Origin of the sequence: Streptomyces sp. CB01201 (assembly GCF_002803085.1) — a bacterium.
In the GTDB taxonomy this organism is placed as follows: domain Bacteria; phylum Actinomycetota; class Actinomycetes; order Streptomycetales; family Streptomycetaceae; genus Streptomyces; species Streptomyces hundungensis.
This window is the reverse complement of sequence record NZ_NNBJ01000009.1, coordinates 107,533-132,268: the sequence shown is the minus strand read 5'-3', so window position 1 is coordinate 132,268 and position 24,736 is coordinate 107,533. Positions and strand designations below refer to the sequence as shown.

General features: G+C 71.6%; 21 protein-coding genes and 1 pseudogene. 11 read left to right on the top strand and 11 right to left on the bottom strand.

Going from position 1 to position 24,736, the window contains the following annotated elements; genetic code table 11:
* Positions 1-59: 59 nt before the first annotated feature.
* From CG740_RS19855 to CG740_RS19840, 4 genes are read left to right on the top strand one after another with little or no spacing between them, the layout of a single operon-like run.
* On the top strand, positions 60-617 hold the full coding sequence (locus CG740_RS19855) for a (2Fe-2S)-binding protein (protein ID WP_100576525.1): 558 nt from the start codon (positions 60-62) through the stop codon (positions 615-617).
* The gene (locus CG740_RS19850; protein WP_100576524.1) at positions 614-1,624 is read left to right on the top strand and encodes an FAD binding domain-containing protein; all 1,011 of its coding nucleotides are present in this window, start codon (positions 614-616) and stop codon (positions 1,622-1,624) included. Before CG740_RS19855 ends, CG740_RS19850 begins: the two co-directional genes overlap by 4 nt.
* Positions 1,621-3,795 (top strand): xanthine dehydrogenase family protein molybdopterin-binding subunit, encoded by a 2,175-nt coding sequence (locus tag CG740_RS19845; RefSeq protein WP_100576523.1) that lies wholly within the window; start codon positions 1,621-1,623, stop codon positions 3,793-3,795. Before CG740_RS19850 ends, CG740_RS19845 begins: the two co-directional genes overlap by 4 nt.
* Complete coding sequence (locus CG740_RS19840) at positions 3,788-4,921, top strand: XdhC family protein (protein WP_100576522.1); 1,134 nt, start codon at positions 3,788-3,790, stop codon at positions 4,919-4,921. Before CG740_RS19845 ends, CG740_RS19840 begins: the two co-directional genes overlap by 8 nt.
* 114 nt (positions 4,922-5,035) lie before the next feature.
* On the opposite strand, the gene CG740_RS19835 is transcribed toward CG740_RS19840, so the two are convergent.
* From CG740_RS19835 to CG740_RS19825, 3 genes are all read right to left on the bottom strand, one after another.
* Positions 5,036-5,917, bottom strand: a complete 882-nt coding sequence (locus tag CG740_RS19835) for an alpha/beta fold hydrolase (RefSeq protein WP_100576521.1) — start codon at positions 5,915-5,917, stop codon at positions 5,036-5,038.
* A 278-nt stretch (positions 5,918-6,195) separates the two neighbouring features.
* Positions 6,196-6,507, bottom strand: a complete 312-nt coding sequence (locus CG740_RS19830; RefSeq protein ID WP_100576520.1) for a hypothetical protein — start codon at positions 6,505-6,507, stop codon at positions 6,196-6,198.
* Positions 6,508-6,770: 263 nt separating this feature from the next.
* Positions 6,771-7,694, bottom strand: a complete 924-nt coding sequence (locus tag CG740_RS19825) for an SDR family NAD(P)-dependent oxidoreductase (protein ID WP_234376377.1) — start codon at positions 7,692-7,694, stop codon at positions 6,771-6,773.
* A gap of 50 nt (positions 7,695-7,744) precedes the next feature.
* Between CG740_RS19825 and CG740_RS19820 the strand changes: the two genes are divergently transcribed.
* Positions 7,745-8,434 carry a TetR/AcrR family transcriptional regulator gene (locus tag CG740_RS19820; RefSeq protein WP_100576519.1) on the top strand — a complete coding sequence of 230 codons (690 nt, stop codon included), beginning with the start codon at positions 7,745-7,747 and terminating at the stop codon, positions 8,432-8,434.
* 95 nt (positions 8,435-8,529) lie between these two features.
* On the opposite strand, the gene CG740_RS19815 is transcribed toward CG740_RS19820, so the two are convergent.
* On the bottom strand, positions 8,530-9,492 hold the full coding sequence (locus tag CG740_RS19815) for a quinone oxidoreductase family protein (RefSeq protein WP_100576518.1): 963 nt from the start codon (positions 9,490-9,492) through the stop codon (positions 8,530-8,532).
* 163 nt (positions 9,493-9,655) lie between these two features.
* Positions 9,656-9,793, bottom strand: a complete 138-nt coding sequence (locus CG740_RS39740; protein WP_159030350.1) for a hypothetical protein — start codon at positions 9,791-9,793, stop codon at positions 9,656-9,658.
* Between the two features lie 1,366 nt (positions 9,794-11,159).
* On the opposite strand from CG740_RS39740, the gene CG740_RS41055 reads away from it, so the two are divergent.
* A complete protein-coding gene (locus tag CG740_RS41055; protein WP_159030349.1) occupies positions 11,160-12,215 on the top strand; it encodes a collagen-like protein in 1,056 nt (351 codons plus the stop codon).
* Positions 12,216-12,410: 195 nt separating this feature from the next.
* On the opposite strand, the gene CG740_RS19805 is transcribed toward CG740_RS41055, so the two are convergent.
* The 4 genes from CG740_RS19805 to CG740_RS19790 form a co-directional block, all read right to left on the bottom strand.
* Positions 12,411-13,046 carry a TetR/AcrR family transcriptional regulator gene (locus CG740_RS19805; protein WP_100576516.1) on the bottom strand — a complete coding sequence of 212 codons (636 nt, stop codon included), beginning with the start codon at positions 13,044-13,046 and terminating at the stop codon, positions 12,411-12,413.
* Positions 13,047-13,250: 204 nt separating this feature from the next.
* Positions 13,251-13,655 carry a malectin domain-containing carbohydrate-binding protein gene (locus CG740_RS19800; RefSeq protein WP_267895414.1) on the bottom strand — a complete coding sequence of 135 codons (405 nt, stop codon included), beginning with the start codon at positions 13,653-13,655 and terminating at the stop codon, positions 13,251-13,253.
* Positions 13,652-14,863 carry a cation:proton antiporter gene (locus CG740_RS19795; RefSeq protein WP_100576514.1) on the bottom strand — a complete coding sequence of 404 codons (1,212 nt, stop codon included), beginning with the start codon at positions 14,861-14,863 and terminating at the stop codon, positions 13,652-13,654. The genes CG740_RS19800 and CG740_RS19795 overlap by 4 nt, the downstream gene beginning before the upstream one ends.
* Before the next feature lie 548 nt (positions 14,864-15,411).
* Positions 15,412-16,326 carry an NmrA family NAD(P)-binding protein gene (locus CG740_RS19790; protein ID WP_100576513.1) on the bottom strand — a complete coding sequence of 305 codons (915 nt, stop codon included), beginning with the start codon at positions 16,324-16,326 and terminating at the stop codon, positions 15,412-15,414.
* 99 nt (positions 16,327-16,425) lie between these two features.
* Between CG740_RS19790 and CG740_RS19785 the strand changes: the two genes are divergently transcribed.
* Together CG740_RS19785 and CG740_RS19780 are read left to right on the top strand one after the other, a co-directional pair.
* Complete coding sequence (locus CG740_RS19785) at positions 16,426-17,040, top strand: TetR/AcrR family transcriptional regulator (protein ID WP_100576512.1); 615 nt, start codon at positions 16,426-16,428, stop codon at positions 17,038-17,040.
* A gap of 459 nt (positions 17,041-17,499) precedes the next feature.
* Positions 17,500-17,694 (top strand): hypothetical protein, encoded by a 195-nt coding sequence (locus CG740_RS19780; RefSeq protein ID WP_100576511.1) that lies wholly within the window; start codon positions 17,500-17,502, stop codon positions 17,692-17,694.
* 235 nt (positions 17,695-17,929) lie between these two features.
* On the opposite strand, the gene CG740_RS19770 is transcribed toward CG740_RS19780, so the two are convergent.
* Positions 17,930-19,234 (bottom strand): lanthionine synthetase C family protein, encoded by a 1,305-nt coding sequence (locus CG740_RS19770; RefSeq protein ID WP_100576510.1) that lies wholly within the window; start codon positions 19,232-19,234, stop codon positions 17,930-17,932.
* Complete coding sequence (locus CG740_RS19765; protein WP_234376398.1) at positions 19,231-22,392, bottom strand: lantibiotic dehydratase; 3,162 nt, start codon at positions 22,390-22,392, stop codon at positions 19,231-19,233. The genes CG740_RS19770 and CG740_RS19765 overlap by 4 nt, the downstream gene beginning before the upstream one ends.
* Positions 22,393-22,616: 224 nt before the next feature.
* Here CG740_RS19765 and CG740_RS39730 point away from each other — a divergent pair, with 224 nt between their 5' ends.
* The 3 genes and pseudogenes from CG740_RS39730 to CG740_RS19755 all read left to right on the top strand — a co-directional run bounded on the left by CG740_RS39730 (position 22,617) and on the right by CG740_RS19755 (position 24,653).
* Complete coding sequence (locus CG740_RS39730) at positions 22,617-22,757, top strand: hypothetical protein (RefSeq protein WP_159030346.1); 141 nt, start codon at positions 22,617-22,619, stop codon at positions 22,755-22,757.
* 401 nt (positions 22,758-23,158) lie between these two features.
* Positions 23,159-23,912 (top strand): annotated as a pseudogene (locus CG740_RS41050) (TetR family transcriptional regulator); the annotation flags it as partial.
* A 228-nt stretch (positions 23,913-24,140) separates the two neighbouring features.
* Positions 24,141-24,653 carry a DUF2199 domain-containing protein gene (locus CG740_RS19755; RefSeq protein WP_100576508.1) on the top strand — a complete coding sequence of 171 codons (513 nt, stop codon included), beginning with the start codon at positions 24,141-24,143 and terminating at the stop codon, positions 24,651-24,653.
* Positions 24,654-24,736: the final 83 nt, after the last annotated feature.

Sequence of the window (24,736 nt, the reverse complement as noted above, 5' to 3'; positions counted from 1 at the left end):
GCCCTGCGGCCCCCGGCCTCGCCCGCCGTCGACACCACGCACGTGAAAGAAGGCTGTTCATGGCCCAGTTGACGTCCAGCGTCATCACTCTCAACATCAACGGCGAGAAGCACACGCTGCCGGTCGACCACCGCACCACGCTGCTGGACGCCCTGCGCGAGCGACTCGATCTGACCGGCACCAAAAAGGGCTGCGACCAGGGCCAGTGCGGGGCGTGCACGGTCCTGGTCGACGGGCGCCGGGCGGTGTCCTGCCTCCAACTCGCGGTCGCCGCCGAGGGCCGCGTCATCACCACCATCGAAGGGGTCGCGGACGGCGATCGGCTGCACCCGGTGCAGCAGGCCTTCCTCGACCTCGACGGCTTCCAGTGCGGCTACTGCACGCCGGGGCAGATCTGTTCGGCCCTCGGGGTGATCGAGGAGCACGCTGCCGGCTGGCCCAGCGCCGTCAGCGCCGACGTCAGTCCCGAAGCGGAAGCACCACCGCTCAGTGCCGAGGAGATCCGGGAGCGGATGAGCGGCAACCTGTGCCGCTGCGGGGCCTACGTGGCGATCGTGGCGGCGGTCGCCCGGGCGGCCGGGGACGCGACGGGCACCGCCAAGGAGGCGCTGGCATGAGGGAGTTCGGCTATCAGCGGGTGCACGACGTCCCCGGCGCGGTCGCGCTGCGCGGCGAGGAGCCCGCGGCGCGCTACCTGGGCGGTGGCACCAACCTCGTCGACCTGATGAAGGCCGGTGTGGAGCGGCCTGCGCTGCTGATCGACATACGGGAACTGCCGCTCGACCGGATCGAGGCGACGGCGTCCGGCGGTCTCCATATCGGCGCGACCGTCACCAACAGTGATCTCGCCGCCCACCCGCGGGTGCGATTCGGCTATCCGGCGTTGACGCAGGCCGTGCTCGCCGGCGCCTCCGGTCAGCTGCGCAACATGGCCACCGTGGGCGGAAACCTGCTCCAGCGCACCCGTTGCGGATACTTCACCGACACCGCGCTGCCGTGCAACAAGCGTTCTCCGGGCAGCGGTTGTCCCGCGGTGGCGGGCGAGCACCACAATCACGCCATCCTCGGCGCCACCGAGCACTGTGTCGCCGTGCACCCCTCCGACATGGGAGTCGCGCTCGCCGCCCTCGACGCGGTCGTGTCGTACGAGACGGCCGACGGGCCGGGCGAGCTGGCGTTCACGGACTTCTACCTGCCGGTGGGGGACACCCCGCACCGGGAGACCGCGCTGCCGGGCGGAGCGCTGATCACCGGGATCACCCTGCCGCCCGCCCCGGTCGCGGCCAACTCCCGGTACCGGAAGGTCCGCGAGCGCGCCTCGTACGCGTTCGCGATCGGCTCGGTCGCCGCCGCCCTGGAGGTGAGGGACGGAGTGGTGCGTGACGCGCGCCTGGCCCTGGGGGCCGTGGCGTCCCGGCCGTGGCGGGCGCGTACCGCGGAACGGGCGCTGATCGGCGGACCGGCGAGCGCCGAGGCGTTCGAGGCAGCCGCCGACGCCGAACTGGCCGCCGCCGAGCCGCTGCCCCACAACCGCTACAAGGTGGCCCTGATGCGCAACCTCGTCGTGGCGGTGCTGACCGAACTCGCCGAGCAGGCCGACCCCGCCGAGGAGACCGTCCGATGACCACCACGACCGGAACCCCCGTCACCACAGGCGCGGTCGGGACCGCGCACAGCCGGGTCGAGGGCCGGGACAAGGTCACCGGAGCGGCTCGTTACGCCGGCGAGATCCCCTTCGCCGACCTCGCGCACGGCTGGATGGTCGCCTCCACCGTCGCCCGCGGCCGGATCCTGGCGGTGGAGGACGCCCCCGTCCTCGCCATGCCCGGCGTCCTCGCCGTCCTGCACCACGGCAACGCCCCGCGTGTCGACGCGGAGTTCATCGGCCAGCTCGGGCAGCCCGACCCCGTCATGGCGGCGTTCCAGCACGACCGCGTGCCGTTCGTCGGCTGGCCGGTCGCCCTGGTCGTCGCCGAGACCTCCGAACAGGCCCGGGAGGCGGCCGAGGCGCTCGTGGTGCGCTACGACACCGAGCCGCACGATGTCGCCTTCTACCCGGACCGCCCCGGCACGTACCTGCCGGAGAACACTCCGATGCTGACGGCCGAGACCGCGAAGGGCGACCTGGAGGCCGAACTCGCCGCGTCCGCCGTCGTCGTGGACGCCCGCTACACCACGCCGGAGGAGCACCACAGCTCGATGGAGCCGCATGCGGCCACCGCCCGGTGGGAGGGCGGCCGCCTGGAGGTTCACGACTCCAACCAGGGGAGCAAGTGGGTGGCGGACGAACTCGCCGCACTGTTCTCCCTCGACCCGGCCTCGGTCCGTGTGCGCTCCGAGCACGTCGGCGGGGCCTTCGGATCCAAGGGCGTCCGCCCCCACCAAGTACTCGCCGTGATGGCGGCGACCGTCCTGGACCGCCCGGTCCGGGTCGTGCTGACCCGTCATCAGATGTTCTCGGTCGTCGGCTACCGCAGCCCCACCGTGCAGCGGGTCCGACTCGGCGCCGATGCGGACGGCCGGCTGCGCGGCCTCGACCACCAGTCGCAGAGCGTCACCTCGACCGTCTTCGAGTTCGTCGAGCAGAGCGCCTCCATCGCCCGGATCCTGTACGGCGCCGACGCGCACCACACCGTGAACCGCGTCGTCCCGCTGGACGTCCCCACGCCCACCTGGATGCGGGCACCCGGCGAGGCACCCGGGTCCTTCGCCCTGGAGTCCGCCATGGACGAGCTCGCCGAGAAGTGCGGCATGGACCCGATCGCGCTGCGGGCACGCAACGAGCCGGGCGCGGGACCCGTCTCCGGACTGCCCTTCAGCAGCCGCAACCTGAATGCGTGCTTCCAGGAGGGCGCGCGCCGCTTCGGCTGGGCCGACCGCGACCCGCGTCCCGGGCTGCGCAGCGAGGGGCGCTGGCTGCTCGGCACCGGAACGGCGGCGGCCACCTACCCCTCGGGCGTCGCTCCGTCCACGGCGGCCGTGACGGCCGAGGCCGACGGCACCTACACCGTGCGCATCACCGCGGCGGACGTCGGGACCGGGGCCAGGACGGCGCTGACCCAGATCGCCGCCGACGCACTCTCGGTGGCGGCGGAGCGCGTCCGCGTACGCATCGCGGACAGCGACTTCGGGCCGGCGATGGTCGCCGGCGGTTCGACCGGCACGCGCTCCTGGGCCTGGGCCGTGATGGCCGCCGCCGGGGAACTGCGGGAGCAACTGGCCCTGGGCGGAGACGTTCCTCCGCAGGGGATCACCGCCCGCTCCAACACCGCCGAACTCGTCGGCTCGCTCCCGCCGAAGGAGCGGCACTCCTTCGGGGCGCAGTTCGCCGAGGTCGCGGTCGACGTCTCCAGCGGCGAGGTCCGTGTCCGCCGGCTCCTGGGCATCTTCGCGGCGGGCCGGATCGTCAACCCCTTGACCGCGCGCAGCCAGTTGGTGGGAGGCATGACCTGGGGCCTGTCCATGGCCCTGCACGAAGAGGCGATCAGGGACCAGATGTCCGGCGGGCACATCGGCGCCGACCTAGCGGGTTACCACTTCGCGGCCAACGCCGACGTGCCCCTCATCGAGGCGGACTGGGTGGACGACCCGGTGCCCGACGACCCGGTCGGCGGAATCAAGGGCATCGGGGAGATCGGGATCGTGGGCGTCGCGGCGGCCATCGCCAACGCGGTCTGGCATGCGACCGGCGTACGCCACCGCGACTTGCCGATCCGCCCCGCCCGCGTCCTGCTGGCCGCGAGCGCACGGCCGTCGGACGAGCAAGCGGCTTCCGAGGACGGCTCTCTTGCTTGACCTGGCGCGGGAGTTGCGGCGCTGGCTCGCGGAGGGGCGCGACTTCGCGGTGGCCACCGTGGTGTCCGTCGGCGGCAGCGCGCCCCGCCGGCCCGGCGCGGCACTCGCCGTGGACGGCGCGGGCACGGCGATCGGATCGGTGTCCGGCGGGTGCGTCGAGGGTGCGGTGTACGAGCTGTGCGGGCAGGCGTTACAGGACGGCCGTGCCGTACGCGCACGATTCGGCTACAGCGACGAAGACGCCTTCGCGGTGGGGCTGACCTGCGGCGGAGTGATCGAGGTCCTGGTGACACCGGTGACTGCGGCCGCGCCGGACCGGGAGGTGCTGTCGGCGGCGCTGTTCGCCGCGGCGGAGGGTGGGAGGGCTGCCCTCGCCCGGATCGTGGACGGCCCGTCCGACCTGCTGGGCAGGGCGCTCCTCGTCCGGTCGGACGCCTCCTACGGGGGCACGCTCGGCGGGCGCCCGGAGTCGGCCCGCACGGCGGCTGACCTGGCCCATGCCTTCCTGGAGGCAGGCCGCACCGGCACGTTCGCCCTGGAGTGCACGGACGGGGATGCCGGCGATGGCCCGCTGACCTTCTTCGTCGAATCGCTCGTGCCCCCGCCTCGCATGATCGTTTTCGGTGCGATCGACTTCGCCTCGGCACTGGTACGCACCGGCAAGTTCCTCGGCTACCACGTGACCCTGTGCGACGCACGGCCCGTCTTCGCCACCCGGGCCCGCTTCCCCGAGGCCGACGAAGTGGTGGTCGACTGGCCGCACCGCTATCTGCGGCGCACCGAAACGGACCGGCGCACCGTGCTGTGCGTACTCACCCACGACGCCAAGTTCGACGTACCCCTCTTGAAGGAGGCGCTGCGGCTGCCGGTGGCGTACGTCGGAGCGATGGGGTCGCGGCGCACCCACGAGGACCGGGAGCGCAGACTACGTGAAGTGGGCGTCACGGAGCGGGAGTTGGCGCGGCTGCGCTCCCCGATCGGCCTCGACCTCGGCGCCCGTACGCCCGAGGAGACCGCCCTGTCCATCGCAGCCGAGATCATCGCGACGCGGGAGGGCGGCACGGGAGTCCCGCTGACCGGTGCACGCACGCCGATCCATCGTGACAGGAGGCCGGCGGCCGCGTGAGCTTGCCCTGTCCGGAGATCCGGGGTGTTGCCGGTGTCGCCTGCCAGCCGTTGCGGGGCTGGACGGCGGCGCCGTCGCGAGCGAGGCGGCAGAGGACGGCGCCCGCGCATCCGGTCAGTCGGTGTGTGCGGCCACCGCGTCGAGGAGTGCGGGCCAGAGTTCGCGCGGGCGGTCGTGGCCCATGTCCGGAATCAGCAGGAGTACGGCCCCGGGCACCAGTTCAGCCGTGCGCCGTCCGCCGCTGGGGTCGATGAGTGTGTCGTCCAGGCCGTGGATCACCAGCGTCGGCACCCGGAGTTCGCGGAGGGCGTCCGCGCGTGAGCCGCTGAGGATCATCGCCCCCAGCTGTCGGCCGATCCCCACCGGGTAGTAGGCGCGGTCGTAGGCGGCGGCTGCCAGCTCACGCAGCGCGGCGGCGTCGCCGTATCGCTGGGAGGCCCAGACCAGTTCCCGCTCCGCCGCCGCGACATATCCGTCGCGGTCCGTTGGCCTGGGACTGAAGAGGACCGCTTGGGCCTCCGGGCTGGACCGGCCGTACTCGCTCTCACCGGTTGAGGACATCATGGAGGTCAGGGTCAGCACCCGCTCCGGAGAGCGAATGGCCATCGCCTGGGCGATCATGCCTCCCATCGAGGCACCGACCAGGTGGGCGCGTTCGATGCCGAGCGCGGTGAGCAGACCAAGGCCGTCGTCGGCCATGTCGTCGAGCCGGTAGGGAACCATCGCGAGGGCGGTGGCGATGTCGCCCGAGCCGACGGCGGCGATGAACTCGCCCATGTCCACGGGGTGATCGTCGAACTTGGTGGACAGCCCGCAGTCCCGGTTGTCGTAGCGGATCACGTAGCGGCCCCGGTCCGCCAGCGCCCGGCAGAAGTCCTCGTGCCAGCCGAGCATCTGCGTCCCGAAGCCCATCACCAGCAGGACAGCGGGATCTCCGGGGTCGCCGAAACTCTCGTACGAGAGGGACAGCCCGGGAGACACATCGACGTTCGGCACAGCCGGAGGATTTCATGTCCGGCGGCCATGCGCATCGCAGTATCCGCGCCCGGCCCCGGTACGGCCGGACCGTCCGTGCAGTTCAGGCAGTTCAGGCAGTCCAGGCAGTCCAGGAGGAGGGGATCAGTCTCGGCGCTGCTCAGCGCTCGATCGCGCAACGTGTACCGGAGGCCGCCCGCTCGGCTCGGCGAGGCCGCCGGTCTGCGGCTCGCGCGCGTCGGAGCAGCAGCACCGCACGGGTGGGGGCGGAGGATGTCCGGCGCGCGCCGGCACGCGCGTCATTCGTCGAGTGCGGTCAGCCCGTCCTGCCAGCGACGGCGCCGCTGGGAGGCGCTCTGTTCCCACCAGGGAGTGCCGCGTTCCCCGAGTGCCACCTTCGCAAGCTGCACGCGCTCGCGAGCGGCCCGTAGCGCTGCCTCGTCCTCGTCGGCGAGAGCCGAGCGCACCGCACGTCGGGCCGCCATGAGGTGTTTGCGCAGCCGGGATGCGATGGCTTCCGGGAGCAGGGGGTCGGTCGCCCGCCACCTCCGCCCCTCGATGACGACGAAGTGCCCGTCAGGGGTGTGGTCGGGTCGTCGGCCGGAAGACATACGGCCGATTCTGCCCGGCCGGTTCGAGTCCCACCAGATCAACTGGGCCGGAGCGGCCGGAGCGGCCGGAGCGGCCGGAGCGGCCGGGCGAGTGGGCGAGTGGGCAGGCGAGCGGCGCGGCTGCCCGCCGAGTGCGTCGGCCGCGCTGCCACGGCCACGACTAACCGTAGGTCCGCGGCGCGGAGAACTCGCCCGTGGCCCCGGCGCCGTCGGCGCTGACCACCGCGCCGGCGATGCCCGGCAGGGTGCCGGGGCCAGCGAGGTCAACGCGCGAGACGTGTGTCCTCGGGGAACTCGACGGGATAGGGCTCGGCGAAGTCCGCGGAACGGCTGATCGCGCTCCACTTCTCGTCCTGCGCGAGCAGCCGTCGGCCCTGGTCGACGGACCCCTCCGATGCCATCACGCCGAGCGCGAGATTCGTGGGAATGTCGCTGCGCCGGGCCATCCGTACCAGGATCTCCGCGGCACGGGCCGGATCCCCGGCCGGGCCCTCCGTGCTCTGCCGGATGCGTCGGTTGATGGCACCGACTGTGTCCTCGTACCCCTCGGGTACGTCGTGCACGGTCATCGACGATCCGGCCCAGTCGGTGCGGAACCCGCTCGGTTCGACGACCAGAACCCTGACCCCGAACGGTGCGGTCTCCGCGCGCAGCACCCGGCTGAAGCCGTCGATCGCGAACTTCGCCGCCTGGTACGAGGCGATGCCGGGGGAGCCGCCGACGCGGCCGCCCATGGAGGAGAACTGGACGACCAGCCCGCCGCCCTGCTCGCGCAGCAGGGGGATCGCCGCTTTGGTGACGTTGTAGACGCCCCAGAAGTTCGTCTCGAACTGGGCACGGAAGTCGTCGTCGTCCACGGTCTCGATGGCTGAGACGTTCGCGTATCCGGCGTTGTTGACGAGTACGTCGATCCGTCCGAAGCGGCACTTGGCCTCCTCCAGCGCGGACCTCGCGGCCTCCGGGTCGGTCACGTCGAGCGCGATGGGGGCGATGCGGTCACCGAACTCGGCGACCAAGTCGTCGAGTTGCCCGGGGCGACGAGCCGTTGCCGCCACGGCGTCGCCGGCTTCCAGGGCTGCGCGGACAAGAGCGCGGCCGAAACCGCGTGAGGAGCCGGTGACGAACCACGTCAGAGGTGTGTGCTCGCTGGTGTTCTCAAGCGTCGTCATGTCGGTGTTCTGAGCCATGCCCTTAGTGAAACTCCGTTTCGTTAATAAAGCAACCCTGTTGCGCTAACATGACTGCCGTGGACACCACCGACTTCCGGCGCGCCCGGTCCCCGCAGGCCAAGCAGCAGCGAGAGGCCGCCATCCTGGAGGCCGCGCGGGCGCTGGGAGCCGAGCGGGGCATCCGGCAGATCACCCTCACCGACATCGCCGCGGCCGTGGGCATGCACAAATCCGCGTTGCTGCGCTACTTCGAAACGCGGGAGGAGATCTTCCTGCGCCTCACCGCGGCGGACTGGCAGGAGTGGCAGCCGGTCCTGTGCGCCGAGCTCGGCCGGCTCGCCGACGGGGACGCGGCGGGCGTGGCCGATGCCTTCGCCCGTACTCTCGCGGCCCGAGGCATGTTCTGCGATCTGCTCGCCCAGGCCCCGATGAACCTGGAGCGCAACGTCTCGGTCGACGCGGTACGCGCGTTCAAGCTGGTGACCCTGAGCGCGGTGGAGGCGATCGTGGCCGCGGTTCGCGCACGGCTCCCGGACCTGACCGAGGGCGACGGCGTGGATCTCATGGCCGCCGCGACGTCGATGGCCGGTTCGTTCTGGAACATCGCGACACCCGGGCCGGAGGTGGCAGCGCTGTATCGCGCCGACCCGCGACTGGCGCACGCGATCGTGGAGGTGGAGCCCCGGCTGGCCCGGATCCTGGCAGCCTTCCTGGAAGGGACCGTCGCGCGGCGCCAGGCGGAGGCGGCGAAGCGCTGACCGCCGTCGTCCCGGCTCTGTCGCGCCCTTCCGTGCGACGCACGACGTGCGACGCACGACGACGGACAAGGGTTGACGGGACGGGACAGGACTGGTCAGGGCAGAAGCAGAAGTTTCCCGGTGGTGCGGCGCGATTCGAGATCCGCGTGCGCCCGGGCGGCGTCGGCCAGCGGGTAGCGGCGCTCGATCCTGGGAGTGAGCCGTCCGTCCAGGACCAGGGCGAACACCTCGCTCGTCCGCCGCACGAGTGCCTGGCGGGTGGCGACGTGATGATGAACCACGGGATAGGTCAGCAGGATGCTGTTGGGGAGGTCGGTCGGGCGCAGGGTCGGGACGCCCATGAACGGGCCGTAGTAGGCGTGCACCCCGTGCGGACGCAGGGCGAGCTGCGAGGAGCGGAAGGTGTCGGCGCCGCCCCCGTCGTAGACGACGTCCACGCCCCGCCCGCCGGTGAGCTCCCGGATGCGGTCCTCGAAACCGCCCCCTGTGTGGACCAGCACGTGCTCGGCCCCCGCTTCCCGCGCGACAGGGGTTTTCTCCTCGCGAGAGACCAGACCGATCACGCTGCCGCCGCGCGCCTTGACCATCTGGGTGAGGAGTTGGCCGACACCCCCCGCCGCGGCATGGATCAGCGCCGTGTCCCCCGGGCCGATCGGATAGGTCTCCGTGGAGAGGTGGCTCGCGGTCAGGCCCTGCATCATCACGGCGGCGGCCGTCTCGTCGTCGATGCCGTCGGGCACCTTGACCAGTGAGTGCGCCGGTGCCGCGAGCAACTCGGCGTAACTGCCCGGTTGGTAGAACCAGGCCACCCGGTCGCCGACCGCGAGATCCGATACGCCCTCGCCGACGGCGGTGACGTAACCCATCCCTTCGACGCCGAGCACCGCCGGAGCCGCCCACCCCGGACCGCCCTCGGCGCGGGCGCCGACATCCATGTAGTTCACACCCGCGGCGCGTACGCGCACGAGCGCTTCGCCGGATCCCGGGCTGGGTTCGGGCATCTCGATCCAGCGCATGACCTCGGGTCCGCCGTGCTTCTCGATCCGGATCGCATGCATGACAGCACCTCTCTGCTCTGTACGGTCCCGTAGGGCCCGGCGTACGTCTTCGTCGGGGGAACGTCATCTTCGGGGGAGGTGAAGGACGTTAGGACGGTAAAAATGGACCAGCAAGTCCAAAGCTGGCCCGGGTAGTTGAGCGCGTCCCGCGCGCCCGGTCCGCTCATCCCGCGGGCTCGAAGTCGGCTGCGGGGCAGCCGAGTTGACCGCCCGGAGCGAAGTCGGGGCGGCCGGCATCGACGAGGGCCCGGAGGTTGTTGGCGGGTGTGCGCCGACCTTGCATCATGGAAGGTCGCGTCATGCGAAGAGAGTTCGCGGTGAAGGGTCGCCTCCCTCAAGCGGCGGCTCGTTGTGGCCGGAGCCGCCACCGCCGGATTCGGCCCGTGTGAGCACGAAGCGTCCTTCGTCCAGGGCCCGGCGCCCCGTCGTGCCGGTCGGGAAGGGCGCGAACAGCAGCTGCTGGTCGGGCGCTGGGGAACCCCGACAAGGCTGGGGATGGTCATCGAGCGGGTCGACCCGCCGCGTCGGGGGAGTGGCGGCGACTGTCCGGGTGGAGGCTTCCGAGTTGCCGGGCGTGGCGTCTTGTCGTAAGAGCTGGTTACCGCCTAGATCATCCCAAGCTTTCCGGATCAATGGAAAAGGGACGTTCTGTGTCGACATCGTTGTACGGAGACGAGAGAGCCGGCAGTCGGCTGGGCTCGAAAGCGGTCGCGCTCGGTGTGGCTGTGGTGATCGCCTCCTGCGGCAGTGCTTGGGCGGCTCCGACCGCCGGCTCGGACGGTCAAGTCATCTCGCGCATCGGGCAGTTCGTCCGCTCAGAACCGCGTACGTCCGCGAAAAAGCTCGGCGAGTACCCGAGCAGGGCGCACGTCCGCATCAAGTGCAAGGTCCGGGCGCAGAGCGTCGACGGCAACGACATCTGGTACCGCCTCCAGGACCGGGAGGGGTGGATGTCGGCGCGGTACGTCATCAACCGTCAGGCCGTGCGGTGGTGCGCCGACATCACCGACGGCAACGGGAAGCCGGGCCCCAAGGGTGACAAGGGCGATCCTGGCGAGCCGGGCCCCAAGGGTGACGCTGGCGAGAAGGGCGAGCGGGGGGATGCGGGTGAGCCCGGGCCCGCCGGGCCGCAGGGGGAGCCCGGGGCCAAGGGCGAAGCGGGTCCTGCGGGTCCTGCGGGTCCGGTGGGTCCTGCGGGTCCTGCGGGACCGCAAGGCGTGCCGGGTGGCATCGGCCCGAAGGGCGACCGCGGCGAGCCGGGCCGACCCGGTAGCGATGGACGTGACGGCCGCGAGGGCGCCCGGGGTCCGGTGGGTCCTGCGGGTCCAGTAGGAGCGGCCGGTGGGGACGGCCGTCCAGGTGTCAAGGGCGACCCCGGACCGGCAGGGCCGGCGGGGCCGCGGGGCGAGCAGGGTGCTGACGGCGCGCCAGGAGCACGCGGTGATGCCGGGCCCGCGGGCCCGGCCGGCGCCAAGGGTGCCCAGGGCGTGCCCGGCCCCAAGGGCGACCAGGGGGACCCCGGGGCGCCCGGTGCCGATGGACGCGACGGACGCGACGGCGGAACCGGTCCCGCCGGTCCCGTCGGCCCTGCGGGAGGTACGGGCCCCAAGGGCGATCCGGGCATCGCCGGGCCGAAGGGTGACAAGGGTGATGCGGGAGCGACTGGGGTGGCAGGTCAACCGGGCCGTGACGGTGACCGTGGTCCGATCGGCCCCACCGGTCCCGCCGGAGCCAAGGGGGAGACCGGAGCGGCCGGCGCGAAGGGCGAGCCGGGCGTGGACGGCACCCATGGGCGCGACGGGCGTGATGGCCCCCAGGGCCCCGTAGGACCGGCCGGTCCGCAAGGCCCGACCGGGGCCACCGGGCCCAAGGGTGAGCAGGGGGACGCCGGGACCGCCGGTCCCGCGGGCCCCAAGGGTGACAAGGGAGACCCGGGCGCGGCGGGCCGCGACGGTCGGCCCGGTGCCGACGGGGCCTCGGGTGCGAAGGGCGACACCGGCGAGATCGGACCGGTCGGTCCCGCGGGGCCCCGGGGCGAGAAGGGTGACACGGGCGTCGACGGACGCCCCGGTCAGGACGGGGCCCAAGGTGCAGCCGGACCTGCGGGACCGGTCGGCCCGAAGGGCGGCACCGGGCAGACGGGCCCCGCCGGACCGGCCGGAGCCAAGGGCGACTCCGGGGCCACCGGCGAAACCGGCCGCGACGGCCAGCCCGGTCCCACCGGTCCTGTGGGCCCCGTTGGAGCCAAGGGGGACGCGGGCGATCCGGGCATCGCAGGACCCAAGGGCGACCAGGGAAACGCTGGAGCGCCAGGCCGCGACGGCCGTGACGGCGCCCAGGGCGCGTCCGGGGCCAAGGGCGAGAAGGGTGAGAAGGGAGACAAGGGGGACAGGGGTGAGGGCGGAGCCAAGGGTGACAAGGGAGACAAGGGGGACAAGGGGGAGACCGGACCGGCGGGGCCGAACCGCGATCCGATCACCCTGGTGTCCGGGAACCAGGCACTTGGCCGAGGTGTGTCCATGAACTTCAACGGCCCCACCTGCCCGGCCGGATCCAAGGTCATCGGCGGTGGCTTTTACCAGAACAACACCCCTTCGGACGCGCTGCTGCTGGCGTCCAACCCGGACACCTCCGGGAACCGCTGGCAGATCTGGCTCAAGAACCCGGCCACCGCCTCCGACAACACCGTCAAGGTCTACACCATCTGTCAGCCCACGGGCTGATGCCCAACTTGATTCACACAGAACAGATTTGACGAGGCGTCAGCTCGTTACGTGCCCTCTTGCGTCCTCCATCATGGTCGGACGTAAGAGGGCGACGGGTCATCCGGCACCGCTTGTCCGGTCATGTGACGGCGCGCGGTGACAGCACCCGTGACCGACGCTCCGGTCCACCTGTGCGGTTGGTCGCCGACCGGCTCAGCCCGACTCGACCGCAGCGGGAGCGCCCTCTCGGTGCCGGCCTCGGCCGGTTGCCCGGAGGTGGGCTATGCCGACATCGAGTGCCGCTTCCAGAGCCGTGCTGCGTCCGGTAGTGAGGAGGATCAGCACGCCGCCCTGAACGCCGGCGAGCAGGGCGACGGCTTCGCGGTCGGGGTCCAGTCCCGCGCCGATCTCACCGCTTGACTGCATGAGGCGAATGCCCGCGGCGAGCTGTTCCTGCCACCGGTCGAGCAACTCCTGGGCCACGGCCCGCGTTGCCTCGGTGGCTCCGCCCACCTGGGAGAGTGCTGTGTGCAAGGGGCAGTCGCTGCCTTGCGCGCGGTACCGTGCGACGACCTTGTCGCGCCACTTCTGCCAGGCCGCCCAGGACGTGAGGGAACTCAGCTCCGGCTGCTGGTCGTCGATCACCCGGGACGCCTCGTACCGGGCCACGGCGAGGAGCAGTTCGTCCTTGCCCCCGGGGAAGTAGTGGAAGAGCTGGCTCTTGCTCGTCGCGGTGCGGACCATGACGTCCTCCAGCCGCAGTGTGAAGACGCCTTGGTCGCGGATCTGCGACGCGGCGCCTTCGACGATGCGTCGCCGGGTTGCCATGCCCTTGGGCGTGAGGGGCACTTCTCCTCCTGGTGCTGTCCGTTCGTCTCATGAAAGCGCGTCGGTCCCCCTCGCGGAAATCATCGTCGCCCGGTACGGCCTGCCCTGGGGGCCGGTCATGTCGTCCTCATCCTCGGTACGGATCCGCACGGTCCGGCGAGCGGCGAGCCTTCCGAACTCGGCGGGAGCGGCGTCGGCCCACGCCGGGGTACGGACTCGGCGCCGTCACCGGGTCTGCGCCCTCGGGAGTCCGGGGCGCCGCGGTTCGTGGCCGAGGTGACCGGTGGCAGGACCTCGGCGAACGGCCGGCGCCATGGCCAGGGCGTTCACCTGGGGCTGGTTGGCCGCACAGCGAACGAAGCCGACCGTGGGCGTGCCGTTGTCCGCAACGGTCACCGGGATGTCCTTCTCGACGCCGAAGGCCTCGCTGCTGTCAGCTCCATGCGCCACGGCCGTCCCGATCATGTCGAAGTCCTTGAGGACGGTCGAGCCGCCCACCACCACGTCGAACACGCGCTGACCCGGGCGGGAGAAGTACCAGTTCGAGGGCCGCGGGAATGGGATGAGCCACCGCCGCGGCGAGTTGGACAGGCTCGGGGCGTCGGCCGGACGAGGAGCGACGCGCTTCACCAGGCTTCCGGGACGGGGTCCGCGGTGTCGGACGGGCGATCTCGGTGTGCTGCGAGGGCTTTGAGGGCCAGGAGGGGAAGGACCAGGACGGAAATCATGGCCGCGCCGACAAGAGCAGCGGCTTCGCCTCTCTCCAGTACACCGTCGTCGGTGCCGATGGTGGTGATGGCGACGACCAGAGGCAGACAGGTGGCGCAGTAGAGCGTCAGCGACGTGCGTTGGTGGCGGGAAAGGTCACGCGGAGCGAGCAGCCAGGCGGGCGCGCCGCGCACCAGGAGGAACAGAAGCAGGAAGACGGGCAGCAGGAGGAGGGGACGGCCGCCGTCGAGCAGGGCCTGGAGGTCGAAGTTGATGCCGGTGACGATGAAGAAGACCGGTACCAGGAAGCCGAAACCCATCGCCTCGATCTTTCCCAGGACTTCGGCGCTGCTTTCGGGGGCCGCTCCGTTCAGGACGAGGCGAGTGAGCAGGCCGGCCGCGAAGGCGCCGAGGAGGGTGTCGAGGCCGAAGGCGACGGACAGTCCGAGCATGGCGGCGAGCAGCAGCATGACCAGGCGGACGGCGAACTGGCCGCTGGTGTGCAAGGTGGTGGCGATGAGGCGGGCGAACCACGGCGGGCGCGGGCGCATCGCCCAGAAGACGGCGCCGGCGGTCACGGCGGCGAACGCGGCGAGGACGGCGGTGGCGGCGCCCGGAGCCCGGCCGCTGAGCAGCAGCGCCATCGCGATGATGGGGCCGAATTCACCGACCGCGCCGAAGGCCATCACCACGGTTCCGAACCGGCTGTGGAGCACGCCCGCGTCGCGCAGCATCGGGAGGACGGCGCCCAGCGCGGTACTGGTGAGCGCGGTGCCGATGACGAAGCTCTTGGTGGCTTGCGCGCCGGTCAGGGCGAACGCGATGCCCAACCCAACCGCGAGCGTGCACACCCAGGCGCCGACGGCCCGGCGCAGCGTGTCCCCGCGCACGGCGGCGAACTCGATCTCGTAACCGGCCAGGAAGATCAGCATGGAGAGGCCCAGGCTGGACAGGGTGTCGATGAACGTGTCGGAGTGGGCCCAGCCCAGAACGTCCGGTCCCAGGACGATGCCCAGGCCGATCTCGAAGATCGCTACGGGAACAGCCAACCGACGCCTCGTCGCATAGGCGAGAAGCGGGGCGAGCACCGCGATGGCCATGATCAGGATGAGCGTCCCAGGATGCGACATGCCTACTGATTAGCACAATTCGTACTGAAAAGGACGATCGATGCATGTCGCCGCAGGCTGAGGCCCGGCACGGGAGGGGGCTCGGTGAGGAGCTCGGCGCGGGACGGTTGGTGCGCCGTCGCCCGTAACGAGCCCAGCTGTACGGCGATGCACGGCAGCGCCTCGATCCCTGTACCGAGCAGCGCGAGAGCGAGGACGGTGTCGGCGCTGTCGACGTCGACGGTGGCGTCGTGGGCGTCAGAAGCGGCGATGGCGTGGACGCTGCCGAGCCGGGCGACAGGGCGGCCGGCTCAACCAGGGAGAGGAGCATGGCAGTCCAGCGGAACGCCGCAGGAAGGACCCGGCCGCAGGAAGGACCCGAAGGAGGGTGTGGGCCGCCCAGGATGTGACGGCGTCCGTGGCGGGCAGTCGCGAAACAGCGGATTGTCGCGGGCCTCGAAGCCTTCCACACCTGGCGGTTGAGTGAGCGGGTTGTCAGTCAGGCCACGTCAACTTCCTGGTCCGGCCTCTCTCGCCGAAGGCTGCCGACGATCACGAGCTGAACATCGCTAGCGGGAAAGCGGTGTCAACTGCTCGTCCGCCCACTCGGCGAAGGTGGTGAGCGGGATGCCCAACTTCCGGGCGAAGGCGGGCCGGGCGGGCTGGAGGACCGCGTTGTTCCATTCGTGCCCGGCTCCCCACTCGGGCATCCCCGCAGCGAGGGCCTCTTCGAGGTTCATGACGGGCGCAGTCACGGGCACGCCCCAGACTGCGGACAGGGTCTGGGCGATCTGCTCCATGGTGCGCAGTTCACCGGCGAGTTCCAGTTCGACTTCGTGGAACCGGTCGCTGTCCCGCAGGGCGTGTGCCGCGGCGGCGCCGATGTCCCGCACCGCAACCAGGGCGAGTTCGGTGTCCGGTTTCAGTATCGTCAGCAGTCCGCCCCGGGGCCCGTTGGGTGCCAGGAGTGGAAGATTCTCCATGAAGAAGGCGGGTTTGATCACCGTCCAGCGGGCGAAGCCGGCACTACGCACCGCGTCCATGATTGCCTGCTTGGTGTTGAAGTAGTCCGTCATGTGCGCCCAGCGGCCCTCGGCCCAGCCGGCGACGCGGGTGTGTGCACCTACTCCGCTGGTCGAGGACTGCACGAACTGCCGCACTCCCGCGCCCTTGGCCGCGTCGATGAGGTGCATGGCTTGGGCGAGTTCGCCTGCGAAGTCGACACTGTTCCGGGTCATGGGCGGCATCTGCACCGAGAACACCGCGCGAGCCCCCTCGACCGCTGGGCCGAGCGAGGCCCGGTCGGAGAGATCCGCCCGCACTAGCTCGGCGCCCAGAGCCTCGATCGCCCGGGCGGGCTTCGATCGCGGATCGCGTACGAGCGCGCGCACGGGTACTCCGGCGGCCAGAAGTGCGCGAGCCGTGGCGCCGCCTTGCTGGCCGGTGGCGCCCGTGACCAGGACGGTATCGCTGCTGCCGGGCATGGTTGGTTCTCCTCGCAGATCGAAGTAAAACGGCGGGGCCCGCCGTTTCTGCTGTCGTTTACGATATGGCGGGGCCCGCCACTTAGCAATGGGGAGATCATGACCAGTCAGCGCTCGGACGCCCGACGCAACTATCAGCGCATCCTTGCCGTCGCCGAGGCTGAGGTCGCCGCGCACGGCGCCGAGGCATCCCAGGAGCAGATCGCCCGCACCGCCGGCGTCGGTTCGGCAACGGTGCGCCGACACTTCCCCACCCGGCGCGCCCTCCTCGAAGCTGTCTTCCAGCAGCGCGTCGAGGGGCTGTGCGAGCGTGCCCATCAACTGAGCGCGACCGAGGACGGCCGCACCGCACTCCTGGACTGGCTCCACGCCCTCGTGCGTTACGCCGTATCGGCCCGCGGATTCGCCCACGTCCTCAGCTACGAGCCCCCCACCGAAGAGTCCTCCCCGAGCAGCTGTGCCGGCAAATTCGAAGCTGCCGCTTCTCCCTTGATCCGGCGGGCAGTTCGGGACAAGGCGATTGCACCGCACGTCACGTTTCACGACCTGCTGACCCTCTGCGTGGGCATCGCTCTGGCCACCGAGCACCACACGGACCCCGAGGCCCAGGCCGACCGTCTCCTATGCCTCGCTGTGGCAGGGATCAGCCCCGAGCAGGGCACCGCTTGGGCGGCGGGAGACTCCGGCCCTTGTGGCAGGAAGCCTGCCGAGTGAGTAGGCGAGAGAACCGGAGTTCATCGCGAACCGAGCCGCCTTGGCCACTCCTTCGCGCGTCGCCGCGTCCGGCGAACCGGTCGCTCCGCACCGGGCGCCATGGGTCTCGCACGTGGATGACCAGTGGCGACGTCCGTCACCGCCGCTAGACATCTCCGTGCGCCGGGCTCTCGCCCGGTAGATCGCACACGATCCCAGCGCCCCGGACGTCAGATGGAACGGGCCACCCAGGCAACGCATGACGAGACCCGCTGGGCCACCGCCCGCCGTTTGCTCCACGACAACACCCTCGACCGGTTGATGCGGCGGTCGCAGGGGTGGGCACTTCGCTTTGAGGCCGCGCAGCGGACTCGCGCCTCGCGGAGGGCGGTGAGTGACTCACGCCGCCCAGGAGCCGAGTCCGGAGGCGGCCGGGGTCAAGGAACGTAACCCCTTGCAGCCTGCGGGAGTTGACCGGTCATGGACGACATCGCTGCCCCTGGAACTGGTACGTACTCCGACGCCCCGCGCGAACCGTTGATCACGCTGGTTGAGGCGCGGGACGTTGTGCGGCTGCTGCGCCACTTCGCCGAGACCCACGGGCGCGGCTCCGACGAAGAGCTCGACGCGCATGCCCTGGCCACCGAGCTGGCGGGCCGGCTCCCGTTGGAGTGATCCGGACGCGCCTCACTGGCCGGAGGAGCCTGCCCGCGCGATGGTACGTACGCGGGACGGCAGAATCCGCCTGGCCGGCACATTGGCGTACCCAGCCGACGGCTACTCGGCCAAGACGCCACCGCCTGCACTACCGCTACGAGTGCCGGGCCGAGCACTTCCTCGCCCGCACCGGTATCGCCGCCGCCCTCATCTGCTACCGCTGACTCGCCGGTCCAGGGCGGCCCCGTGAGCGTCAGCACAACAACAGGGCCGCCTGCCAGGGCAGTGCACCGTGCGGCGCGTGCGGAGTGGTCACGGAGTGCAGGGCGAGCGCCGCGCCCGCAGCCCCGTCGAGGAAGCCCGGCCGGTGCACTACGCCGGAGCCCCCGGGCTCGGCCGCTGCCCAGAGGAACGGCCGGGACGGATCGGCCAGCGCTGCCAGGCTCTCCGCCAACTCCGTTACGTAGAGCGCCAGTTCGGAACCTCCGGGCTCGCGGGCCATCAGGGACACGATCGTGGCGAACCCCGCCAGGCCGTGACACAGCGTGGGATCACCGAAGGCGGGGGCGGTACCCGAGCGGCAGACCGCGGCGACCGCGTCGATCGCCTGGCGGTTCCATTCGGGCTCCTTCAGCGCGAGCGCCGCGAGCTGGAGGGCGCGGGCCACCCCGGGCGTGCCGTAGCACCAGCCCGTCCGGGCCTCCGTCAGCTCGGGCCGGCCGCCGGCGGCGGCCGCCGACTCGGCCTCCATCGGCACCACGTTGGGCCAGCCCGCCCCGTCCGGGCTGCGCCGGGCCAGTAGCCACTCGGCGACGGTGCGGATCGCCTGCTCCTGGCCCGGTACCCGCACGCCCGCGGTCAGGGCGAGGGACAACAGGGCGAGCGGACCCGGTATGCCGTGGGCGAGGCCGACGTTGAAGTGCCCGCCGGGGATTCCGTCCGGCTCGCTGTACAGGATCGGATCACCGGTCCACCAGCCGGGCACCTGCGCGCCGTCCGGGGCGGTCACCGGCCGGGTGAGTGCGACGAGGTGACCCAGGACCAGTTCGGTGGTGTCCCGCTGTTCGGGACCCGCCGCGAGGAGCAGGCGGCCGAGGCCGGAGAGCCCCGCCACCACGTCGTACCCGGCCATCGAGGCCCCCGCCGTCCGCGCCGCGACCCGGGGCGCGTCCTCCTCGACGAGTCTGCGCGCCAACAGGGCGGCCTGGGCGTCGAGTTGGGACAGCAGGCCGGCGTACTCGCCGGGACGTCCGACGGCCGTCCGGGCCGCGAAGGCGACGGCGGGCAGCCCCGCGTACAGCCCCTCCCGCAGCGGCCTGCGTACCCCGGCTACCGCTGCCGACAGATGGGCGTGCGCGATCTTGGCGTACGCAGGCTCGCCGTGGGCCAGCGCCGCGAAGAGCAGCCCCACTCCGGCATGGCCGTCCGCGAGGGACTGCGCGTGCCACAGGGAGTGGGTCCTGGCCAGCTCGGGGGTTTCGGTGGCGGCCATCTGTGCGGCCAGTGCTGCCGGGTCTGCCAGTCGTCCGGCCAGCTCCACCACGAGGTCGTCGGTCATGCGCGGGCCCTTTCCCGGTCGAGGTGGGCCTGGACCGCGCCACGGGCCACGGCCAGTGTCTGCGCCTCGGCGGTACGGTCCGTGCCCAGGCGTCGGTTGCAGTGCATGTGGACGAGCGAAGCCAGCACGCCGTCGGGGGATGCGGTCAGCGCGCCCCGCTCCTCCTGCGCGCGCACCAGCCGCCCGAAGCGCTCCGGCGCCGCGAGGTGGGGCCGCCCCACCGGATCCGGCAGGCCATCTTGGGTGATCGTGGCGAGTGCCGCCCGCCTGCGGGTGGCGAACGCCTTGTGGTGCTCCTCCCGTTTGGGGTAGGTGCCGGTGAGCCAACTTCGCCAGTCGCCGCCGTAACCGCGGTGGAACGCCCGCACCAGTTCGCTCACGTCGTGGGCGGTGGACAGGATCCGGTCGTCCGCCGGAGCCCTGAGCCGCTCCAGCACGAGCCGGCTGTCCGCGTGGAAGACCTCCTCGGCGGCCTCCAGCAGCGCAGGGCCGCCGTAGCGCTCGGTCTCGGGTGCGTAGCTGTCCAGGCGCAGCCCGCGGGCGAGGCCCTCGGCGGCCAACTGACGTGCCAAGTCGTGCAGTTGGGGCAGGACGACGGCGTTGAGCCGAGCCGGGTCGCCGTGCAGCCGAAGCCGCAGGTGTGGGTCGGGATCCGCGTACCGCAGGAAGAACCAGCGGTCGACGCCCTCCGGTCCGCCCGGCCCGGAGGCCGGCCCGGTGTCCGGCCCGGTCAGGAAGCGGAGAAGGGGCCCGGTGAGGAGCTCGTCCTGGCGTTCGGCCGAGGTGTAGAGCGTCGCGTAGAGCCAGGGGCCGCCGGGCGGGATCTCGCCGGTGCCGCGGCGCACGGTGGTGCGTGTGGTGCGCACGGGGGCCGCGGTCGGCTCCGGCCGCCGGGGCATCAGCGTCACCACCGCCTCCACCTCGTGGGCGCCGCCGGGCCCGTGCAGCCAGCCTCCGTCCGCGGGGTGGCCAAGCGGCAGCTCATGGACGACGGCCGAACCCGTCCGCTCACTCTGACGGAGAAGGATCTCCCGGTGCGCCGCGACGGCGAGGTTGATCGGGATGCGGTGGTCGCCCACGGAGAGCTGGACGTGGTCGGGCACCTGCCAGAGCGCGCGCCACGCGTCGAGCGGAAGACCGTCGGCGTCCAGCCGCCAGCGGGCCGGGCTCAGGACGGTGCGTCCTATGCGTACGGCAGGAAGGAACGGCAGGTCCTCCGCGGCGCCCCACTCCCACAGCCGCCACTGCTCGCGGCCGAACGCGGCGGCTTCGATGAGGAAGCGCACCGCGTTGGGTGCGGTCAGCTCCCGGTTGAGCACGTGGAGCGTCGACGGAGTCAGCTCCCGCCCCAGCTCCGTGGACACGATCCGGAACCCTTCGGAGTCGGCGCTGACGGCGATGGAGTCGAGCGCCAGGTCGGTGACGCCGGGGGCGGCGGGACCGGGGTGTGCTCCGACGACGAGCCGTGTGTCCAGCCAGGTCGGTACCTGGGCGACGTTGGCGTGCCGGTGGTGCGACGCCTGGTGGTGGATCTGCACGGGCAGCCGCCCGGTGGACTCGCGCGCGGCACGCACCGTCCCTCGGATCGCCTCGGCCTGTTCGGGCGGGAAGAGATGGGCGAACCGTCCCATCAGGCCGCCGGACGCGGTGGCCGCGCCGACGAGCACCAGGGTGAAGTCGCCCCGGTCCATCGCACCGGCCGACTCCGCGGCCACCGTAACGACGAGTTCCAGTGACGGCGGCCGTACGGTGCGGGCTGTCCCGTCCCGGTCGGCCGACTCGAACCGGCGCAGCCGTTCCTCGTCCAGGACGACCTCGCGCGCCCCGCGGGCCTGCGCCTCGGCCGCGAGCCCCAGCAACAACCGCTGCCGCTCGGGCCCCAGAGATGCGGGGCCCGCGTCCGGGCGGTGACTCGGCGGCAGCCGGTAGCCCGCCGGAGCGCCGAGGCCGATGTCGGGGTCGAGGACCTCCTTGACGGGCACGAGCCGGCCGAGCCCGTACCGCTCCACGAAGTCCTGGTGGTACGCCGTCAACCGGCCCGGCCCCGGGGGCGACAGGCGCCACAGGGCGGCGCCCGCTCGTTCCAGTTCCTCGGCCACCCCGTGCGAGAGAACGGCGGTGCCCTCCAGGCGCAGGTCCACCTGAACGGCGTCCGCCGGCAGGGCCCGGCGGCCCGCGGCCCGGGCGTCCGTGCCCGGCCCGGACTCGGGACCCGAGGCCGCAAGCTCAAGTGCCCTGCGCCAGGCGCGACTTCCCTCGCCGAGCGGAGTGCGGCGGTAGTCGTCCAGGGACAAACGCAGCCCGGCGACCCATTCGGCGGCAGGCGTGCCGGGCGGGAGCAGCGCCGCCACGTGAGCCAGCGGATCGGGAGCGTCCAGCGGCGGACGCAGCTCCGTGAGCAGTACCTCCGCCCCGATCAGCTGGGCGACGAGGCCGGCCACGGCGCCCTCGGGTGCGCCGGGGAACTCGGCTTCGACCGCCCGGATCAGGTCGTCGCAGCGGACCGGGCCTGCGGCGGCCTCGACCACGGCGCGTACGACGGGGGTGTGGCGGAGCGTCCGGGACGTGGGACGGTCTCCTGGTGTGCCGCCGGGGCCGGAGCCGGCCGCCTCCGGCCCCGGCGCGGCCGGGGCGAACGGCAGGACCAGCCGGCCCCCGCGTACGAAGCACAGTCCGTTCGCCACCACACTCAATCCCCGGTGCACCGCGGGGTCGCGCTCCCACCGGGCGATCAGCCCGGCGAGCCGCCCGGCATCGGGCCGCACCGCCCTGTGCCCCTCGCCCGTGAGCTCCCCCTTGGTGGCCGCGCCGAACGAGCCCCACAGCACCCCGGCGAGCAGCCCGAAGGGGGTGGGCCGTGACGCGGCCCGGAGCAGGTACCGGGTCACAGCCCGATGTGCCTTGCGCAGATCGGACGTGGTCACGGGGGAGCCCGCGAGCACGGCGTCCACGGTACGGGCGAGCGAGGGACTGGAGACGTCCAGCGCCTCGCGGAAGCGTGCGTCGACGAGCAACTCCACGAGACGGGAGCGGAGTTCATCGGCCTCCCGGCCGGTTCCGCCGAATTCGGCACGGGGCCCGTCCCGCCAGGTGGCGCGCACGCTGGAGCGGGCCAGGAGCGGCGCCCTCAGCAACACTCCGTCCGCGCAGCGAAACATCGGTTCCACGCCATGGCCGTGCTGCATCCCTGCCCCGCCCTCCAACTTGATGCCCCATGAAACGGACTGGGTAATTCCCGGCTTCTCCCTCGGTAATACCTCGCCACACTAACCCCGTCCGAACCTTCCCGTAACCCCTTGACTGTGCCTGCCGTCGCTGCCTAGATTCCGTTTCTGTCGCCAAAATGGCGGCGATTCGACAGGTTCCAGAGGAAGGAATTCCCATGTCCGAAAACATGACGGACCTCTTCGATATCGACCTCACCGAGACCGCCATCCAGGATGTCGAGTCGGAGGGTGCCGCAGGCGCCATTTCCGGCGAGGGCACCTGTTTCCGCACGTGCACGACCTGCGCCGTCTGCTGACGCAGGCCGTCTGAGCCGGTTCCGGCACGATCCGTTGCCGGAACCGGCCTTGCCGGTAGGTGGCGAGTTTTCGAGGTGTCGCCGAGCCTGGCGCCGGTCCCGACGTCCTGGGTGCCCGAGGCGGTGACGTCGTGGCGAGGGCAACGGAAATTGCCCTTCCGGGCACAGGGAGATTGCGCAGCCGGGCACAACAGTCCAGGCTTGCATCTCACCGTTGACGCGCGGGAATCCATCGGTGATGCTTTTTGATGCTGCGGCGCAAAGCGGTGCGCGGGCGCGGATTAATCGAGGGCGTCGCGTATCGCGCACTGCGCTTATGTAATTCTGCTTTTATTGCGACAGCTCATGGATTCCCGTGTTACCGGCGCCCCGGGACGGCTGCGGCCCGCACAGCCGCCGTGATGGCGCATCGCTACGGCCCCCGACCGGTCGGGAGAGCACGGACGGGCAGATGGTCGGGACAAGGGCAGGGGGAGTGCGGGCGCCACGATTGGGCCTGGCGGGATGCCACCGCTGCGGACGTCACTGCCCTTGACGGCCCCTCCGGCCATGTCGCACAGGTCGCGCCGCGTCGGCGCACTCAGCAGGGCATCGCCAAGACCTCGGCCCGCTCGATCGCGACGACCGCAGGGGTAAACCAGGGCTTGATCTGCTACCACTTCGGCTCCGTGGACGAACTCCTGGCCGCCGCCTGCATACACGGCGCCGAGCCGAGCAGCGCGTACCCCACCATCGCGAGCGGCTCGCCGCCCTCAACTCCCTCACGAAACTGGTGGACTTCGCCCGCGCAGTGCAAGTCGAGGAACGGGCGTCAGGGCAGGTGGCCGTCCTGGGTCACCTGCTGGCCGCCGGGCAGACCTCGCCCACCCTGGCGGCCGCCACCGCCGGCGGAATCGCCCTGTGGATCGAGGAGTTGGAGACCGTCCTCACCCGGCTCGGCGCCACCCCCTGGCGGCCTTCACCGACCCGGCCGGGCTTGCCCGCGCCGCGGCCGCCTCCTTCGTCGGGATCGAACTGTACGAGGGCGTCGACCCCGAGGGTGCCACCCGCACCCTGGACTCACTCGATCAACTTGCCGTCCTCGCCGAGGCCCTGGACGGACTCGGCCCCCTGTCCCAACGCGCCGTCGCCCACCCCATCCGCCGCCGCGCCCGAAGCTGCCCAGCACGCGTCCCGTGCGGCCCACGTCCCGTGCCGCCCGCGGCGTCGGCTACGGGGCAGCCTTCAGACAGACCGCGTCGACAGACCTGGCAGGGCGGCGCCGCACCAGGCGGGCACTAGGGGTGTGGACACACGAGCGTTTTGTCCTGCCAGGGGTGTTTGGTGAGGCCGTGGTTGAAGCGGACCACGGTTGACGTTTCATCAGTCATTAGGCTCCCGCCCATGACCAGTGATCACGGATTTACCTGCTCGTGCTGCGGTGAGCGTCATGCGGAACTGCCGATGAACTACGCGACCGCGGCCCCCTACGTATGGGACGAGAGCTTCGCGGACGCACCGGACTGCCTGCTCTCCTCCGACATGTGCGTCATCCAGGCACAGCACTACTTCGTCAAGGGTCTGATCGAGATACCAGTCATTGGCAGCGCCGAAGTGTTCTCGTGGGCGGTCTGGGTCTCCCTGAGCCGCAACAACTTCTCCCGTGCCGCAGACCTCTGGGGCAGCCCCCAACGCCGAGCCGAAGAGCCGTACTTCGGATGGCTGAGCAGTGAACTCGGTCTCTACTCTCCCAGCACCCTCGACCTGAAAACTCACGTGCACACCAGGCAGGTCGGGCGACGCCCGTTCATTGAACTGGAGGTCACCGACCATCCCCTCGCCGTCGAGCAACGGACCGGCATCACCGTGGACCGCGTGCGCGAGATCGCCGAAGCCATCCTCCACTCAGCGACTTGACCGATGTCCGGGACCGCTGACTCTGCGCCGCGCTTGTCGAAGTCCACGAGCCGACCGCGATCGGTTACAGAACACCACCTGCA